This window comes from Caulobacter endophyticus (genome assembly GCF_029543245.1).
Taxonomy (GTDB): Bacteria; Pseudomonadota; Alphaproteobacteria; order Caulobacterales; family Caulobacteraceae; genus Caulobacter; species Caulobacter endophyticus_A.
The window spans coordinates 75549-91226 of sequence record NZ_JARQWV010000016.1 but is presented as its reverse complement, the minus strand read 5'-3'; the positions used below and the strand labels follow the sequence as shown (position 1 = coordinate 91226).

Here is a 15678-nt window from a genome sequence, read left to right as displayed (position 1 = left end):
AATCGTACGGTCCACAACGACGTTCGATGGGAGACGAGCGCATGGAGCTGATCAGCAAGACGGTGGTCGACGGCCGACCGGGTCCCGGCGCGCCCAAGGTCTATCCCACCCTGGACGGCGTGGATCTCGCCGACATCTTCCGCTTCACGGAAGGCCAGCCGTTCGCCGACTTCGCGCGCATGCGCGAGGCCGCTCCGGTGATGTGGCACGGCGAGCCGTTCGGCGGCCCGGGCTTCTGGGCCGTCACCCGCTATGACGACGTCATGCGCGTCAACGGCGATCCGGAGACCTTCTCCTCGCAGAAGGGCGGGATCCTGATGTCGATGGGCCCGCCCGACAAGCGCCACGCCCTGCTGTTCCGGGCGACCATGGACACCATGATCAATCTCGACGCGCCGCATCACCTGCAGCTGCGCCGCGAGCATATGCCCTACTTCACCGCCGCCTATCTGCGCGGCCTGACGGACAAGGTGAGGGGAGAGGTCACGCGCCTGCTCGACGAGATGGAGCCGCTGCTGGCCGGCGGCGCCGAGATCGACATGGTCGAGCACTTCTCGTCGATCCTGCCGCTGTTCACCCTGTGCGAAATCCTCGGCGTGCCGCCGGAGGACCGGGCCAAGTTCCTGCGCTGGATGCACTATCTGGAGCGGGCCCAGGATCTGGCCGTGCAGCAGGCCCAGGCGCCGATCACGCCCACCCTGGAGCTCATGCAGTTCGTCGCCGACTTCAACGACAACATCGAGGAGATGTTCGACTACGGCCGCACCATGCTGCTCAAGCGGCGGGAGGATCCGCAAGCCGACCTGATGACGGCGATCGCGCGAGCCCAGGTCGACGGCGACCTGCTGGCCGACGAATATCTCGACGGCTCGTGGCTGCTGATCGTCTTCGCGGGCAACGACACGACGCGAAACACCCTGTCGGGCGCCATGCGCCTGCTGACCGAGTTCCCCGAGCAGAAGCAGCGGCTGATCGACGATCCGTCCCTGCTGCCCGGCGCCGTGGACGAGTTCATCCGCATGGTCAGCCCGGTGATCTACATGCGCCGCACCGCCACCCGCGACGTCGAGGTGGCCGGCCAGCAGATCGCCGAGGGCGAGAAGGTGGTCATGTATTACGGCGCGGCCAATCGCGATCCCGCCATGTTCGAAAACCCCGACCGCCTGGACGTCACCCGTCCCAACGCCGGCAAGCACGTCGCCTTCGGCTACGGCCCGCACACGTGCCTGGGCAAACGCGTCGCCCAGATCCAGCTGGAGGAGGCCTATCGCCAGATCTTGGCCCGCTTCCCCGACCTGGAATGGACCGGGAGCACCGAGATCGCGGCCAACAACTTCGTCCACGCCATCAGCAAGCTTGGGGTGAGGCGGGCGGTTTAGGCTATCTCCCTTCCCCCTTGATGGGGGAAGGGTTGGGGATGGGGGTGCCCCGCTGAGTTGGCGGCCTTGCGCGGCTTCGACCGTCGCATCCACCCCCACCCCTGCCCCTCCCCCATCAAGGGGGAGGGGTTGTGCATGGGTATGTACCGATCATACGATCGTTTGAAAATCTACCGCCCCAGGGAGCCCGCCACATGTCGCAGCCGACCTTCGAGACCCTGCTCTACGCCGTCGAGGACGGCGTCGCGACGATCACCCTGAACCGGCCCGACAAGCTCAACGCCTTCACCGCCCGGATGATGAAGGAGCTGATCGAGGTGTTCGACGTCACCGACGCCGACGATGCGGTCAAGGCGGTGATCGTCACCGGTGCGGGGCGGGCGTTCTGCGCGGGGGCGGATCTTTCGAGCGGCGGGGCCACCTTCGACCGCACCTCGCCCCAGGCCCTGGAGCGCGAGGAGGGCAAGGTCGGCGACGTCTATCGTGACGGCGGCGGCCGGGTGACCCTGCGGATCTATGACAGTCTCAAGCCGGTGATCGCCGCCGTGAACGGCCCGGCGGTCGGCGTCGGCGCCACCATGCAGCTGGCCATGGACATCCGCCTGGCCGCCGAAGACGCCAAGTTCGGCTTCGTCTTCGCCCGCCGGGGCATCACGCCCGAGGCCTGCTCGTCCTGGTTCCTGCCGCGCCTTGTCGGCATGCAGACGGCGCTGGAGTGGTGCTACACCGGCCGGGTATTCCCGGCGACCGAGGCCAAGGAGCGCGGCTTCGTCCGTTCGCTGCACGCGGCCGAAGACCTGCTGCCGGCCGCCCGCGTCCTGGCGCGCGAGATCGCCGACAACACCGCCCCCGTCTCGGTCGCCCTGACCCGCCAGCTCTTGTGGCGCATGGCCGGCGCCGATCATCCGATGGAGGCCCACAAGGCCGACAGCCGCGCCATCCAGTCGCGCGGCGCCTCGGGCGACGCCAAGGAGGGCGTAACCTCGTTCCTTGAAAAGCGCGCTCCGGCCTATCCCAACCGCGTCTCGACCGACCTGCCCGACATCTGGCCGGAGTGGACGCCGCGACAATTTCGCTGACCCCCTGGCGAAGCCAGGCTTTGGGCCGCAAATTCCCCTGGCGGGAGAATCCCTGGCGCTAATTCGAACTTAAGGGCGTTACCGTCTAGGTTCGAAACTCGGCGACCGGGGCTTCGCCGCCAGGAAGATCATGACCGACCCGATTTCGCCCTTCGCCAAGCCGATCGCCGTTCCGCCCAAGTCGCGCGCCGCCCTCCTGAAGCGTCTCGCCGACGTGGTCTGTCTGCCGGCCAGCCGCATCAACGCCTTCGAGCGGGCGATGTGCGCCGACCTGCTGGTCGAGATGCTGCGCGAGGCGGTGGTCGAGGAGCGCGAGAAGGTCGCCCGGCGCCTGGCTAACCTGTCCGACATGCCCGGCTCGCTCGTGCGCCTGCTGCTGCGCGACGAGGTCGTCGTGGCCCGGGCGCTGCTTGAGAACTCTCCCAACCTTTCCGACGCAGACCTGATCGACTGTCTTTATCAGGCCACCCAGGAGCATCGCCGCCTGATCGCCATCCGCCGCGGCGTGGGCGAGGTGGTGGCCGACGCCCTGGTCGACATGGGCGAGATCCCGGTGGTCGAGGCCCTGCTGCGCAACGAGCTGGCCCGCTTTAGCCACCAGGGCGTCGAGAATGTCGTGGCGCTGACGCGTGACAATCCCGGCCTGATCGCTCTGCTGCTCAAGCGCGCCGAACTGCGCCCCAGCCACGCCTACGTCATGTTCTGGTGGGCCGACGCCGAGGCCCGCCGCACGATCCTCCAGCGCTTCGCCGTCTCGCGCGAGATCCTGCAGGAGGCCGTCGGCGACGTGTTCGCGGTGGCCTCGGAGGAGGGCTGGCAGGACCCGCTGTCGCGCAAGGCCCTGCAGTTCATCGAGCGCCGGCAGCGTAACCGCGCCGCCATCGCCAAGAGTCCGTTCGACAGCCTCGAGGACGCCGTCGCCGCCGCCCAGAACGGCCTGACCCGCGAAACGGCCGAGGAGATCTCTTACCTGGCCGGCCTCAAGCCGATGACCGGGGCCAAGATCTTCACCGACGCCGGCGGCGAGCCGATCGCCATCCTCTGCAAGGCCACCGGTCTGCCGCGCGCGGCGGTGCGGGCGCTGTGGCGCGGCCTGCGCCGCCCCGAAACCGACGCCGAGGGCGTGCCTTCGCCGGGTCTGGAGCGGGTGCTGGGCGTCTTCGACGCCATCGCCGTCGACCGGGCCCAGACCGTGCTGCGCTACTGGAACTGGTCGCTGTCGTCGGCCCTGACGCCGGCCCTGCTGAAGGCCATCCGCGACGGCGACACTGACGCCATCGACGAATACTCGGTGCCCCAGCGGGCGGCGATGCTGGCCCTGTCGCGGGATTTCGGCCGCTAGGGTCTCGCTGCCTGGGCGTTCGGCTTGCTTTGCAACCTCGCGGTCAAGTTCGCCGAACGCGTTCAGTTAAAATCCATAAAATCTGAATTTCTATCTCGCGACCTTAAGTTGCCGATGCGAATGATCGCATTGATGGACAGTCAATATTCCGCTGCGGCATCTATTGCCCGGTTTTACTGACACGTTTATCCATGATGCAACTTCGCGCGCCTGGGATGGTCGCGCGTCGAGTAAAGATAAAGGGAACGGGAGAAGGCGTCATGGAAGAAGAGATCCCCTTCGTCGAATTGACCGCAGGCATCGTCGCGGCCTTCGTCGGCGGCAACGCCGTACCGGCGTCCGAGATGCCGGCCCTGATCCGCAGCGTGCATGATGCGCTGAGGGCGGTCGGTTCGCCCGAGGCCGCCGCGCCCGAGCCCAAGGAGCCGGCGGTGCCGGTCCGCCGCTCGGTGACGCCCGATTACATCATCTGCCTGGAGGACGGCCGGCGCTTCAAATCGCTGAAGCGTCACCTGCGCACCCAGTACGATATGAGTCCCGAAGACTACCGTGAGAAGTGGGGCCTGCCTTCGGACTACCCCATGGTTGCGCCGAACTACGCCAAGGCCCGTTCGGAGCTTGCCCGCCAGATGGGCCTCGGCCAGACCGGCCGGGGCGCAGGCAAGGGCCGCAAGGGCTGAGTCTGAGCGTTCATTTACCTTAATTCAATCAATCGCTTGTGGTTAAGCTAAGCGAAAAAATCGACGCCCGGGCGCTGTTTCAGCGCCCGGGCGTTGTGCTTCCAGATTGACTCTCAAGCGGAATCTTTGTTGGCGGCGGCGATTTTTCGCTTCCGCCGATTCGGTGCTTAAGACATAGTGAACGAGCGGTGAATCACCGTGATTCCAAAGGCTTGTTAAGGACTCTGAAGATGTCCGCGCAACTGAGCGCATCCGCGACCGCGGCCCGCGCTCATCAGGAAATGTTCGCATACTGGGCGTCCCTGCGCCGCGGGGCGAACCTGCCTGCGCGTGGTGATCTCCACCCTTCGGGCATCAAGCGTCTGCTGCCGACCGTCAGCCTGATCGACGTCGTGCGCGAGCCGCGCGATTACCGCCTGCGTCTGGCCGGCACCGGCCTCTATGGCGTCTATGGCCGCGAGATCACCGGCAAGGCGTTGAGCGAGGTCTACAACACCGCCGCCGGCGACTACTGGCGCAAGGAGCTCGACAAGGTCGTCGACGAGCGCCGTCCGGGCGTGGGCGTGCACAGCCTGGCCTGGCGCGGCGCGCCGCACGTCTCGATCCTGTGGCTGCGCCTGCCGCTGGCGACCAACGGCAAGGACGTCGACATGATCCTCGGCTACGACGCGATCGTCGGCGCCCAGGCCGAGGGCGGCATCAGCGGCATCCGCGCGGCCTGACGGGGGGGGTCTTGAGCGCCCTGATCTTCGAAATCGTCTGGTGCGCCGCCTTCGGAGTCGTAGGCGTGCTTCTGCTGGCCCGACCGCGCCAGCTCTACACCTGGGTGCGCCATCTGCTTTACAGCGACGCCGCCCTGAGCGACCGAGACGCCAGGCTGATCGGGCCTTTCAGGGTGCTCGGCTTCCTCTTCGCCGTGGTCGGCCTGCCGATGGCGGTCGTGAAGCTGTCGGCGCTACTGGCCTGACGAAGGCCGGCGACGCCGCCGCTTGCCGCGGGCGTTGAGCACCGCCCACCCCAGCGACAGCGTCAGGCCGACGATCACCGTCAGCGCCAGCATGTAGGGCGTGGAGACGTCCGCGCCAAAGGCGCAGATCGGGATCAGGCCGCCGCTCTTCATCGCCTCGGCCGCCGGCCCCATTGCGTCTTCCATCGCGCGCCTCCGGGGAAACAGTGATCCCCCGGGGCACCGACGGTCAACCTTCCAGGAAAACCTCGACTTCGCGCTTGCTGGGCATCGACGGGGCCGCGCCCGGCTTCTGCACCGACAGGGCGGCGGCCGCGTTCGCCTGTTCGACGGCTTCGCGCAGGTCGAGATTGGCGGCCAGGCCGGCAGCCAGGGCGCCGCAGAAGCAGTCGCCCGCGCCTACGGTGTCCACCGCCTTGACCTTGCGGCCCTCGACCAGGAAGGCCTCGTCGCGACGCACGGCGGCCACGCCCGTCTTGCCCAGGGTGACGATGATCGTCTGGTCGGGGCGGCTCATCAGCTTGCGGGCGGCCTTGGAGACCTCCTCCAGCTTGGCCGGCTCGTGGTCGAGGCGGGCATAGGTGGCCAGCTCGGTCTGGTTCAGGATCAGGATGTCGGTCAGCGGGAACAGGGCCGCGCCCTGCGGCAGGGCGGGGGCGGCGTTCAGCACGCGCAGGCCGCCCTTGGCCGCGCCGGCCTTGAACAGGGCTTCGATAGCCGGGGCCGGGGTCTCCAGCTGGGCCAGCAGAACGCGCTGGCCCTCCAAGGGCGTGGCCGCCACCTGCTGGGGCGTGATCATCATGTTGGCGCCGCCGGTGACGACGATCATGTTCTCGCCGCCGTTCGACACCCAGACGTGGGCCTGGCCCGTGGGGGCGCCCGACAGTTCGGCGACGTCGGCCACCTGCACGCCGTAGCTGGCCAGCTTGCCCTTCAGGCTGAGGCCGCTGTCGTCCTTGCCGACCGCGCCCATCAGGCGGGTGGGCGCGCCCATGCGGGCGGCGGCGACGGCCTGGTTGGCGCCCTTGCCGCCGAGGAACAGCTCCAGCGACAGGCCGGCCACCGTCTCGCCCGGCCGCGGCAGGTCGTCGACCCGCGCCACGGCGTCCAGATTGATCGAGCCCAGTACGAAAACGCCCATCGGTCTTGGTCTTCTGTTCTAGTTATTCAGTGGTGTCTGATCTTAGCCGCCGCCCGCGCCGCGCTGGAAGCTTTCCACCAGGCTGCCGCAGACGAGTCGCCAGCCATCCACTAGCACGAAGAAGATCAGCTTGAACGGCAGGCTCACCGTCGCCGGCGGCAGCATCATCATGCCCATGCTCATCAGCACGCTGGCCACGACCAGGTCGATGACCAGGAACGGGATGAACAGCAGGAAGCCGATCTCGAAGGCGCGCTTCAGTTCCGAGATCATGAAGGCCGGGGTCACCACCTTCAGCGGGGTCTCCTGGGCGGTCTTCGGCTTTTCGATCCGCGACAGGCGGATGAACAGGGCCAGGTCGTCCTCGTCCACCTGGCGCAGCATGAAGGTCTTCACCGGCTGGCCCGCGGCCTCGAAGGCCTGCGGCAACTCCATCTGCTTGTCGAGCAGGGGTTTGACGCCCGCGTCGTAGGACTGCTCGAAGGTCGGACCCATGACGATGGCGGTCAGGAACAAAGCCAGGCTGATGATCACCGGGTTTGGCGGGCTCTGCTGCACGCCGATCGCGGTGCGCAAAAGGCCCAGCACCACGACGATGCGCACGAACGAGGTCGTCATGATCACGATCGACGGCGCCAGCGACAGCACCGTCAGCAGGCCGACCAGCTGGACGACCCGCTCGGTCAGGCCCGCGCCCGTGCCGAGGTCGACATTGACCGCCGACTGGGCCATGGCCAGGGACGGGCCGAGCGTCGTCGCCAGGCCCGCCAGCACGGCGATGAGCGCGGCGCGGCGCAGTTCCTGCGGCGTGGCGCCGGTGAGGCTGTTGAGCAGGCGCATCAGACCACGGGCTCCGGCTGGGTCTCGGCGATGGGGGCGGGGGAAGGGGCGGAAGACGGCGAGGGGGCACCGGCGGGCGTCCAGTCCAGCAGGCGGCCGTCGCCCAGCAGCACCAGGCGCTCCTCGCCGTCCAGCCGGCACAGCACCAGGCGGCGGGCGGGGTCCAGCACCAGGGTCTCGACCACCTGCAGCCGCCGCTCGCGGCGCTGCGAGACGAGGCGATTGAGGGCCTCTGGTCCGAACTTGCGCAGCAAGACAGCGGCCAGGCCGATCAGGCCCAGGGTCACGGCCAGCGCCGCCACGGCGCGGATCAGAAGAAAGACGTCCATGCGCGGACTGGATTCCACAGGAAAGAGCCGCGGCGAGGCGCCGCATCCCTGGTGTGCCTCACTGTCCTTAATGCGTGATTAACCCTGTTTCTTCACCATGCTCGCATGGGTCCCGACGACATCCCTCTGTTCTCGATGCTGAAGAACCGGCTCGGTTATCTGACCGAGCGGCAGAAGGTGGTCGCCCAGAACGTCGCCAACGGCGACACCCCTGGTTACCAGCCGCGGGACCTCAAGCCTTTCACCTTCCAGGCCTCGCTCGACGCCCAGACGACCGCCGCGCCCTATCGCGGCAACGGTGCGGCCCCGGCGGGCCGTCCAGTCCAGATGCTGGCCACCAGCGCCGGTCACCTGGCGCCGTCCAAGCCGGTGAGCCAGTTCCGCTCGCCCCAGGGCCCCGACAGCGAGACCACTCTCGACGGCAACTCGGTGACGCTCGAGGACCAGATGCTCAAGATGACCGACGCGCGCATGAATTACGACGCGGCGGTCTCCTTCTACCAACGCTCCATGTCGATGCTGCGCACCGCCGCGCGTCGCCCCAACGGCTAGAGGACGTCTAGATGGCTGAGATCCGATCCCAGTCGGCGGCGGCGATGGCCGTGGCGGCCAGCGCGCTCAAGGCCCAGCAGGGCCGCATGCGCATCATCGCCGAGAACATCGCCAACGCCAATTCGACGGCCCGCACGGCCGGCGGCGACCCCTATCGCCGCCAGGTGCCGGTGTTCCGTCCGGCCAGGATCGAGGGCGCGGAAGGCGTGCAGATGGCTCGCGTCGAAGGCGACCAGAAGGACTTCAAGACCGAGTACGACCCCGGCAACCCGGCGGCCGACGCCAAGGGCTACGTCAAGCTGCCCAACGTCGACACGCTGGTCGAGGCGCTCGACATGAAGGAGGCGCAGCGCGCCTACGAGGCCAACCTCAACGTGATCGAGACCGCGCGCAGCATGCAGTCGCGCACGCTCGACATCCTGAAGAAGTAAGGGCCCTAGGCGATGATCACCGCTCTGGCCGCCTCGAAAGCCTACGCCGCCACCGGCGCGACCCCGCTGTCGCTCGGCAAGAGCGTGGGCGAGCCCAAGAAAATGGACTTCGGCGACATGCTGAAGTCGGCGATGACCGACACGGTCCAGGCCTCGCGCCAGGCCGAGCACAAGATCGCCCAGCAGGCGGCCGGCAAGGCCGAACTGATCGACGTCGTCACCGCCATCTCGTCGGCCGAAGCCAGCCTTGAGACCGTGATCTCGATCCGCGACCAGGTGATTTCGGCCTATCAAGAGATCATGCGGATGTCGATCTGACGGCCTGGCCGTCGCCGTTCGTCTCTGGTTTCAACCGCCTTCTCTCCGTGCATCCCCGCGAAGGCGGGGATCCAAGCCGAGGTCGCCGTCGGTCTAAGGCCGTGGTTCTCCCTGAAAGTTAGCTTGGATCCCCGCCTTCGCGGGGAAGGACGGCGTGAGTGGGGCTTACGGCGATCGAACCGATCTTCGTCACTGGGCGTTGAGAGCTCGAACAAGGAGCTCCACCGCATGAACCTCACGCGTCCCTTCTCCCTCGTCGCCATCGCCGCCGCCGCGCTCGCCCTGACCGCCTGCGGCGACAAGGATTCCGGCCACGCCCAGAAGACTGAAGGTGAGATCAAGTCCGCCGTCGGTTCGGCCATCGGCGACAAGGACCTGAAGAAGGAAGGCAAGAAGGACGAGGTGGTCGGCGGCGTGAAGTCAGCCGGCGAAGACCTCAAGGCGGCGGCCAAGGACGCCAAGGACTAAAAATCCCTCTCTCAAAGAGAGAGGGAGGGGCCCGCGCCGCAGGCGCGGGAGGGTGAGAGGTTACAATCTCTCAGAATGAAGCTCAGCCGAAAGCGCTATAACAATCGTCATCCCGGAAAGCCCGCAGGGCTTATCCGGGACCCAGGGGGACTGGGCGCGATGGCGGGGTTTGCTGTCGTCAAGGCCTCGTCGGCGGCCCCTGGGTCCCGGCTCTTCGCGCTACGCGCTGCGGCCGGGATGACGGCTTGAGGGGACGAGCGGGGATTTAGCGGTAAGCGCCGAAACCTCTCACCCTCCCACCGCTTCGCGGCGGGCCCCTCCCTCTCTCAAAGAGAGAGGGTCTGTCCGAGAAGCGGAACCAACCCCGCCACGTCCACGCCCCGAAGCGCGGCCACGACCCCGGCCCAGACGGCCAGGTTCAGCAGCACCATCAAGGCCACGGCCACGCGCAGGCGGCGCTGCACCAATTTGCGGCGCTTGCGGGCCTTGAAGCTCCCTGTCGAGGGGGCGGCGGTCAGGGTTGCGGCCATCGTCATGCTCCACGCCAGCCAAAACTACCCCCGTTAATCACTATTAACGCGTCTGATTTGGCTTGGTGCAAGCGGGACGGCTTGTCGCAGCGCCGCGTAGCGGGAAAGGTGAGCGCGCATGATCCCCGCCATCGCCCTCGAACAGGTCGGCAAGACGCATGACGGCGCCGCCGTCCTGGCGGACGTCGACCTGTCGATCCCGGCTGGCCAGTTCGTCGCCCTGGTCGGCGGATCGGGCGCGGGCAAGACCACGCTGCTCAAGACCATCAACGCCCTTTCGCCACCGACCACGGGCGTCGTCAGGATCGATGGAGCGGCCGTCAACGCGCTCGACGGACCGGTCCTGCGCCGTCGTATCGGCTACGTCTTCCAGGAGATCGGCCTGTTCCCGCACATGAGCGTGGCCGAGAACATCGGCGTGGTCCCGGGCCTGCTCGGCTGGGGGAAGGACGAGATCGCCGCCCGCGTCGATGAACTGCTCGATCTCGTCGACCTGCCGCGCCCCGTGGCGCAACGCAGGCCCGCCGCGCTGTCGGGTGGCCAGCGCCAGCGGGTGGGCGTGGCCCGGGCCCTGGCCGCTCGCCCCGCGATCCTGCTGATGGACGAGCCGTTCGGCGCGCTGGACCCGATCACCCGCCAGGCCCTGGGCGACGACGTCCGCCGCCTGCACCAGGCGCTGTCGCTGACCACGGTGATGGTCACCCACGACGTGGCCGAGGCCCTGCTGCTGGCCGACCGCATCGTGGTGCTCGATCAGGGGCGCATCATCGCCGACGCCGCCCCGCGCGCGCTGATGGCCGGTCACGACGACCCGCGGGTCGAGGCCCTGATGGCGGCCCCACGCCGACAGGCCGAGCGGGTGAGGGCGCTGCTGGATGGCTGAGCTGCTCGCCCTGCTGCCGCAGCGCCTGGCGTGGCACGCGGCCCTGTCGGCGGCCGCCCTGGCGCTGGGTCTGGCCGTCGCCCTGCCGCTGGGCTTCGCCGCCGCGCGCCGGCCGGGCCTGCGCTGGATAGCCCTGGCGGTCACGGGCCTGGTCCAGACCATCCCCAGCCTAGCCCTGCTGGCCCTGTTCTATCCGCTGCTGCTGCTGCTCTCGAACCTGGCGAAGGCGAGCCTCGGCTTCGGCTTTCCGGCGTTGGGTTTCCTGCCGGCCCTGCTGGCGCTGTCGCTCTACGCCATGCTGCCGATCCTGCGGAACACCGCCGCGGGCCTGGCCGGCGTCGACCCGGCCGTGACCGAGGCGGCGAGGGGCGTGGGCATGACCCCGCGCCAGAGCCTCGTGAAGGTCGAACTGCCGCTCGCCGCGCCGGTTATCCTGGCGGGCGTGCGCACCGCCGCCGTCTGGACCATCGGCGGGGCGACCCTGGCCACGCCCGTCGGCCAGACCTCGCTGGGCGACTACATCTTCTCAGGCCTTCAGACCGAGGCCTGGGACATGGTGCTGGTCGGCTGCGCCGCCTCCGCGGGCCTGGCCCTCGTCGTCGACCAGCTTCTGGGCCTGGTCGGGCGCGGATTGGAGCAACGCAGGCCCATCCTCTGGGGCGGGGCGCTGGCTATGCTGGGCCTTGGCCTCGCCGCCGCTCTGGCCCCGCTGGCGGTCCCGGCCCTGACGCCGCGCCCCCAGGCCTATGTGATCGGGGCCAAGAACTTCTCCGAGCAGTACGTGCTGGCCGAACTGATGGCGCAGCGGCTGGAAGGGCAGGGGGCGCGGGTCGAGCGGCGCATCAATCTTGGCTCGGCCGTCGCCTACCGCGCCCTCGCGGCGGGCGAGATCGACGCCTATGTCGACTACACCGGCACCCTGTGGGCCAACGTCCTGCATCGCACCGACAATCCCGGGCGCGAGGCGGTGCTGGACACGCTGCGAGCCGAGCTTTCCCGCCGCGACGGCGTTGTCCTGGCCGCTCCCCTGGGCTTCGAGAACGCCTACGCCTTCGCCATGAAGCGCGAGCGGGCCGAGAAGCTGGGCGTGAAAAGCCTGGCCGACCTTTCCGCCAAGGCCCCGGACCTCGTCATGGGCGGCGACCTGGAGTTCTTCTCTCGGCCCGAATGGGCGGCGGTGGAAAAGGCCTATGGCCTGCGCTTCAAGGCCCGCCGCCAGTTCCAGCCCACCTTCATGTACCGCGCCCTGGCCTCGGCCGAGGCCGATGTCATTTCGGCCTTCTCCAGCGACGGCCGCATCGCCGCCGACGACCTGGTGGTGCTGGCCGATCCGAAAGGCGCGCTGCCGCCCTACGACGCGGTGCTGTTGCTCTCGCCGGGGCGGGCCGATGATCCGGGCCTGAAGGCGCTGGCGTCGTCGCTGTCGGGCAAGCTGACGGTCGAGGCCATGCGCCGGGCCAACTACGCCGTCGATCGCGACGCGGGCAAGCAGTCGCCCGCCGCCGCCGCGCGCGAACTGGGCGGCGCGGCTCGGTGAACTTCGTCCGCTGAAGCTTTGTTTGCGACCGCCCGGCCATTGAGGCAGGTTGCGCGCCATGAGCAAGCTTACCTCCCCGTTTGGCCCCAAGACGGCGCTGTCGGCGCTGGCCGGCGTCGCCCTTTTCGCCTCCGCGCCCGCCCAGGCGGCCGACCAGGTGAAGCCCAACCCCAAGCTGGTCGTCGTGATCTCGATCGACCAGTTCAGCGCTAACCTGTTCGAACAGTGGCGCGGCCAGTGGAAGGGCGGCCTGGGCAAGCTCGGCCGCGAGGGCGTGACCTATCCCAACGGCTACCAGTCGCACGGCATGACCGAGACCTGCCCGGGCCACTCCAGCCTGCTCACCGGTTCCTATCCCAACCGCACCGGCATCGTCGGCAACAACTGGTACGACGCCACGACCGGCAAGAAGTCCTACTGCCTGCTCGACGAAACGGTGACGCTGGCCGCCCCGTCCGAACAGGACCCGGTCAGCCCCAAGAACCTGATGGTCCCTACCTACGGCGAATGGCTGAAGGCCGTTTCGCCCAAGAGCCGCGTCTATGGCGTCTCGGGCAAGGATCGCGGCGCGATCACCATGGCCGGCCATGATCCGGACGGCGCCTTCTGGTACCAGGCGGGCTTCGGCTTCACGACCTACGTCAAGCCGGGCGAGGACGCCGCCACCAAGCTCAAGCCCGTGGCGGCGCTGAACGCGCGCCTGGCCGCCGAGCAGAAGAAGAAGCCCTTCGTCTGGACCTACGAGAACAAGGCCTGCGCCGCCCTCGAAAAGACCTGGACCACGGGTGATCGCACCTGGGACGCCAAGCTTCCCCGTCCGCTGCCGACCAACGCCGCCGAGACCCTGCGCGACCTGTCGGCCAGCCCCTACACCGACGCCGTCACCCTGGAAGCCGCCGCCGCCCTGCGCGACGAGTTCGGCCTGGGCGACGGCCCGCAGGTCGACGTCCTGACCGTCAGCCTCTCGGCCACCGACTTCATCGGCCACCGCTACGGCACCCGTGGGCCGGAGATGTGCGACCACCTCAGCCGCCTGGACGCGCGCCTGGACACCTTCCTGTCGCGTATCGGCAAGGCCAAGGGCGAGGTGCTGGTGGTGCTGAGCGCCGACCACGGCGGTTCGGACTTCCCCGAGCGCCTGCATGACGAAGGCTACGACGTCTCGCGCATCGCCACCTCGGCCTGGCTGAAGGGTCTGAACCAGCAGCTGCGTACGGACCTGGCGCTCGACTACGACCCGCTGGTCGCCCCGGGCGGCATCGACACCCTGGTGATCGTCGGCGCCGACAGGAAGACCCCGCCGGCGACCGAGCGCGCCCGCATCGCCTCGGCCGCCCTGGCCCTGGTCCGTTCGCGCGGCGAGGTCGCCGAGGCCTATGAGATCAACGACCTGCTGACCACGCCGCCGGTGGCCAAGGGCACCTCGCCCGACACCATCAGCGTCAAGGAACGCCTGCGCCGCAGCGCCTATCCGGGCCGTTCGGGCGACATCCTGGTGGCCTTCAAGCCGAACCTGGTGCCGGCCACCGCCAGCAACACCTATGTCGCCACCCATGGCACGCCCTGGGACTACGACCGCCGAGTGCCGATCCTGTTCTGGTGGAAGAACGCACAGGCCCGCGAGCGCATCCTGCCGATCGAGACCGTCGACATCGCCCCGACCATCGCCGCCGTCACCGGCGTGCCGATCCCCAAGGCGATCGACGGCCGCTGCCGCCCGCTAGGCGCCGGCCACGACTGCTGAGGTTGTTCCTGATCGACGCTTGAGAGGGGCGCGGACCTGTGGTCCGCGCCCTTTTTCAATGGCGCAAGGCCAGGGCGACCAAGTCTGCGGCCATGGCGATGACCGCCCAGCCCACGACCAGGCCCACAAAGGGGTGGCGCTGCCACCAATGCCACTTCGATTCCGTACGCATGACGCTTTCCCGACAGATCGGTGAAGCTTGCATGTCGTCAGATAGTTTCGCCAGCAACCAAAACGACGCATGGATGCACTACCTGTGCGACGGGGCGTCGCAGGGCGGCCCGCGGCAGCGACCATGCGCCGCGCCCGGCTCGCCCGTGGCCGGGCGCGATGTTAACAGTCCCTAACTCCCTGTTAACCATGTCGGGCGCAGGGTGCGCCTCACACCAACACCGTCCAGAGCGTACGCAGAAAGCCCGTTCATGACCGGAGCCGAAGTCCTCGACGTGGGTCGCGACGCGATCTGGCTGACCTTGCAGCTGTGCGCGCCCGTGCTGATCGTCGGCCTGGTGGTCGGCGTCGCCATCGGCCTGTTCCAGGCCCTGACCCAGATCCAGGAAGCCACCCTGGTCTACGCGCCCAAGATCGTGGCCATCTTCATCTCGCTGCTGCTGTTCCTGCCGCTGATGGGCGCGCTGATGTCTGGCTTCATGCGCCAGATCGCCGCCCGCATCGCGGCGATGTAGGGAAGGGCGGGGCGTGGACAGCTTCGCGACGACCGCCCAGGTCTATGTCGCCGGTCTGGTCTTCGCCCGGATCGGCGCCATGGTCATGCTGATGCCGGGCATCGGCGAGCAGGCCGTGCCGCCGCGCATCCGCCTGGCTTTCGCCCTGCTGATCGCCGTCGTCCTGACCCCGGTGGTGGCCAAGACCGTCGGTCCGCTGCCCACCACCCTGGGCGGCCTGGCCGGCCAGGTGATCCACGAGATCCTCATTGGCCTGATGATCGGCGCGGTGCTGAAGCTGTTCATGAGCGCCCTGACCACGGCCGGCGAAATCATCTCGCTGCAGACCACCCTGTCGTTCGCCCAGACCACCAACCCGTCCGGCGCGCCCTCCAGCACCGCCATCGCCACCTTCCTGTCGATGCTGGGCCTGACCCTGGTGATGGCCACCGACCTGCATCACCTGTTCATCGGCGCCATGGCCCGCTCCTACGAGCTTTTCCCGTTCACCAAGAGCGTACCGGTCAACGACGCCGCCGCCCTGGCCGTGCGCACGGTGGCTCAGAGCTTCATGCTCGGCGTCCAGCTGGCCGCGCCGGTCATCGTGTTCTCGATCGTCTTCAACCTGGCGACCGGCCTGGTGGGCCGGGTCATGCCCTCGTTCCAGATCTTCTTCGTCACCTCGCCGCTCAGCGTGATCCTGGGCCTTTCGCTGCTGGCCCTGTCCCTGGGCGGCATCGCCATGGTGTGGAGCGATCGCTATCGCGATCTGCTCGGCGTCTTCAACTAGGAG

Annotated in this window: 20 protein-coding genes; 15 read left to right on the top strand and 5 right to left on the bottom strand. The window is 68.3% G+C overall.

Translation table 11 applies throughout. From position 1 onward, the window contains the following. Positions 1–41: 41 nt before the first annotated feature. The 6 genes from P7A99_RS16165 to P7A99_RS16140 all read left to right on the top strand — a co-directional run bounded on the left by P7A99_RS16165 (position 42) and on the right by P7A99_RS16140 (position 5447). Positions 42–1379 carry a cytochrome P450 gene (locus tag P7A99_RS16165; protein WP_277794806.1) on the top strand — a complete coding sequence of 446 codons (1338 nt, stop codon included), beginning with the start codon at positions 42–44 and terminating at the stop codon, positions 1377–1379. A 194-nt stretch (positions 1380–1573) separates the two neighbouring features. Continuing rightward, the gene (locus P7A99_RS16160; RefSeq protein WP_277794805.1) at positions 1574–2458 is read left to right on the top strand and encodes a crotonase/enoyl-CoA hydratase family protein; all 885 of its coding nucleotides are present in this window, start codon (positions 1574–1576) and stop codon (positions 2456–2458) included. 130 nt (positions 2459–2588) lie between these two features. Further along, positions 2589–3800: a DUF2336 domain-containing protein gene (locus P7A99_RS16155; protein WP_277794804.1), complete on the top strand. Its 1212-nt coding sequence runs from the start codon at positions 2589–2591 to the stop codon at positions 3798–3800. Positions 3801–4060: 260 nt separating this feature from the next. Further along, a complete protein-coding gene (locus P7A99_RS16150; RefSeq protein WP_277794803.1) occupies positions 4061–4480 on the top strand; it encodes a MucR family transcriptional regulator in 420 nt (139 codons plus the stop codon). A 224-nt stretch (positions 4481–4704) separates the two neighbouring features. Continuing rightward, the gene (locus tag P7A99_RS16145; RefSeq protein ID WP_277794845.1) at positions 4705–5202 is read left to right on the top strand and encodes a PAS domain-containing protein; all 498 of its coding nucleotides are present in this window, start codon (positions 4705–4707) and stop codon (positions 5200–5202) included. Positions 5203–5213: 11 nt separating this feature from the next. Continuing rightward, positions 5214–5447: a hypothetical protein gene (locus tag P7A99_RS16140; RefSeq protein ID WP_277794802.1), complete on the top strand. Its 234-nt coding sequence runs from the start codon at positions 5214–5216 to the stop codon at positions 5445–5447. Here the strand turns inward: P7A99_RS16140 and P7A99_RS16135 are convergent. Genes P7A99_RS16135 through P7A99_RS16120 form a run of 4 tightly spaced genes read right to left on the bottom strand, consistent with a single transcriptional unit; the run spans position 5436 to position 7757 of the window. Further along, entirely contained in the window at positions 5436–5633 is a 198-nt protein-coding gene (locus P7A99_RS16135) for a hypothetical protein (protein ID WP_277794801.1), read from the bottom strand. The genes P7A99_RS16140 and P7A99_RS16135 overlap by 12 nt on opposite strands. 43 nt (positions 5634–5676) lie before the next feature. Continuing rightward, on the bottom strand, positions 5677–6588 hold the full coding sequence (locus P7A99_RS16130; RefSeq protein ID WP_277794800.1) for a ribokinase: 912 nt from the start codon (positions 6586–6588) through the stop codon (positions 5677–5679). A 42-nt stretch (positions 6589–6630) separates the two neighbouring features. Then, positions 6631–7428 carry a flagellar type III secretion system pore protein FliP gene (fliP, locus tag P7A99_RS16125; RefSeq protein WP_431307682.1) on the bottom strand — a complete coding sequence of 266 codons (798 nt, stop codon included), beginning with the start codon at positions 7426–7428 and terminating at the stop codon, positions 6631–6633. Next, positions 7428–7757, bottom strand: a complete 330-nt coding sequence (locus P7A99_RS16120) for a flagellar biosynthetic protein FliO (protein WP_277794799.1) — start codon at positions 7755–7757, stop codon at positions 7428–7430. The genes fliP and P7A99_RS16120 overlap by 1 nt, the downstream gene beginning before the upstream one ends. 105 nt (positions 7758–7862) lie before the next feature. On the opposite strand from P7A99_RS16120, the gene flgB reads away from it, so the two are divergent. From flgB to P7A99_RS16100, 4 genes are all read left to right on the top strand, one after another. After that, positions 7863–8309, top strand: a complete 447-nt coding sequence (gene flgB / locus P7A99_RS16115) for a flagellar basal body rod protein FlgB (RefSeq protein ID WP_277794798.1) — start codon at positions 7863–7865, stop codon at positions 8307–8309. Positions 8310–8320: 11 nt separating this feature from the next. Then, entirely contained in the window at positions 8321–8740 is a 420-nt protein-coding gene (flgC, locus tag P7A99_RS16110; RefSeq protein WP_109101439.1) for a flagellar basal body rod protein FlgC, read from the top strand. 12 nt (positions 8741–8752) lie between these two features. Further along, positions 8753–9058, top strand: a complete 306-nt coding sequence (gene fliE / locus P7A99_RS16105; RefSeq protein WP_101718891.1) for a flagellar hook-basal body complex protein FliE — start codon at positions 8753–8755, stop codon at positions 9056–9058. A gap of 228 nt (positions 9059–9286) precedes the next feature. After that, positions 9287–9526 carry a CsbD family protein gene (locus P7A99_RS16100; protein ID WP_277794797.1) on the top strand — a complete coding sequence of 80 codons (240 nt, stop codon included), beginning with the start codon at positions 9287–9289 and terminating at the stop codon, positions 9524–9526. A gap of 326 nt (positions 9527–9852) precedes the next feature. On the opposite strand, the gene P7A99_RS16095 is transcribed toward P7A99_RS16100, so the two are convergent. Further along, positions 9853–10056, bottom strand: coding sequence for a hypothetical protein (locus tag P7A99_RS16095; RefSeq protein WP_277794796.1), 204 nt, complete (start codon positions 10054–10056; stop codon positions 9853–9855). A gap of 118 nt (positions 10057–10174) precedes the next feature. On the opposite strand from P7A99_RS16095, the gene P7A99_RS16090 reads away from it, so the two are divergent. The 5 genes from P7A99_RS16090 to fliR all read left to right on the top strand — a co-directional run bounded on the left by P7A99_RS16090 (position 10175) and on the right by fliR (position 15675). Further along, positions 10175–10939 (top strand): ATP-binding cassette domain-containing protein, encoded by a 765-nt coding sequence (locus tag P7A99_RS16090; RefSeq protein WP_277794795.1) that lies wholly within the window; start codon positions 10175–10177, stop codon positions 10937–10939. Next, positions 10932–12476 (top strand): glycine betaine ABC transporter substrate-binding protein, encoded by a 1545-nt coding sequence (locus P7A99_RS16085; RefSeq protein ID WP_277794794.1) that lies wholly within the window; start codon positions 10932–10934, stop codon positions 12474–12476. The genes P7A99_RS16090 and P7A99_RS16085 overlap by 8 nt, the downstream gene beginning before the upstream one ends. A 58-nt stretch (positions 12477–12534) precedes the next feature. Further along, positions 12535–14220: an alkaline phosphatase family protein gene (locus P7A99_RS16080; protein ID WP_277794793.1), complete on the top strand. Its 1686-nt coding sequence runs from the start codon at positions 12535–12537 to the stop codon at positions 14218–14220. Positions 14221–14642: 422 nt separating this feature from the next. Further along, complete coding sequence (gene fliQ, locus P7A99_RS16075) at positions 14643–14906, top strand: flagellar biosynthesis protein FliQ (protein WP_058349392.1); 264 nt, start codon at positions 14643–14645, stop codon at positions 14904–14906. A gap of 13 nt (positions 14907–14919) precedes the next feature. Next, complete coding sequence (gene fliR, locus P7A99_RS16070; protein WP_116565289.1) at positions 14920–15675, top strand: flagellar biosynthetic protein FliR; 756 nt, start codon at positions 14920–14922, stop codon at positions 15673–15675. Positions 15676–15678: the final 3 nt, after the last annotated feature.

Bases quoted from the DNA above. Each gene is read 5' to 3' on its own strand.
- P7A99_RS16080 (WP_277794793.1), top strand. From the start codon at position 12,535: ATGAGCAAGCTTACCTCCCCGTTTGGCCCCAAGACGGCGCTGTCGGCG.
- fliP (WP_431307682.1), bottom strand. From the start codon at position 7,428: ATGCGCCTGCTCAACAGCCTCACCGGCGCCACGCCGCAGGAACTGCGC.
- fliQ (WP_058349392.1), top strand. From the start codon at position 14,643: ATGACCGGAGCCGAAGTCCTCGACGTGGGTCGCGACGCGATCTGGCTG.
- P7A99_RS16135 (WP_277794801.1), bottom strand. From the start codon at position 5,633: ATGGAAGACGCAATGGGGCCGGCGGCCGAGGCGATGAAGAGCGGCGGC.
- P7A99_RS16165 (WP_277794806.1), top strand. From the start codon at position 42: ATGGAGCTGATCAGCAAGACGGTGGTCGACGGCCGACCGGGTCCCGGC.
- P7A99_RS16130 (WP_277794800.1), bottom strand. From the start codon at position 6,588: ATGGGCGTTTTCGTACTGGGCTCGATCAATCTGGACGCCGTGGCGCGG.
- fliE (WP_101718891.1), top strand. From the start codon at position 8,753: ATGATCACCGCTCTGGCCGCCTCGAAAGCCTACGCCGCCACCGGCGCG.
- P7A99_RS16160 (WP_277794805.1), top strand. From the start codon at position 1,574: ATGTCGCAGCCGACCTTCGAGACCCTGCTCTACGCCGTCGAGGACGGC.
- flgB (WP_277794798.1), top strand. From the start codon at position 7,863: ATGGGTCCCGACGACATCCCTCTGTTCTCGATGCTGAAGAACCGGCTC.
- P7A99_RS16090 (WP_277794795.1), top strand. From the start codon at position 10,175: ATGATCCCCGCCATCGCCCTCGAACAGGTCGGCAAGACGCATGACGGC.
- flgC (WP_109101439.1), top strand. From the start codon at position 8,321: ATGGCTGAGATCCGATCCCAGTCGGCGGCGGCGATGGCCGTGGCGGCC.
- P7A99_RS16150 (WP_277794803.1), top strand. From the start codon at position 4,061: ATGGAAGAAGAGATCCCCTTCGTCGAATTGACCGCAGGCATCGTCGCG.
- P7A99_RS16155 (WP_277794804.1), top strand. From the start codon at position 2,589: ATGACCGACCCGATTTCGCCCTTCGCCAAGCCGATCGCCGTTCCGCCC.
- P7A99_RS16095 (WP_277794796.1), bottom strand. From the start codon at position 10,056: ATGGCCGCAACCCTGACCGCCGCCCCCTCGACAGGGAGCTTCAAGGCC.
- P7A99_RS16085 (WP_277794794.1), top strand. From the start codon at position 10,932: ATGGCTGAGCTGCTCGCCCTGCTGCCGCAGCGCCTGGCGTGGCACGCG.
- P7A99_RS16120 (WP_277794799.1), bottom strand. From the start codon at position 7,757: ATGGACGTCTTTCTTCTGATCCGCGCCGTGGCGGCGCTGGCCGTGACC.
- P7A99_RS16100 (WP_277794797.1), top strand. From the start codon at position 9,287: ATGAACCTCACGCGTCCCTTCTCCCTCGTCGCCATCGCCGCCGCCGCG.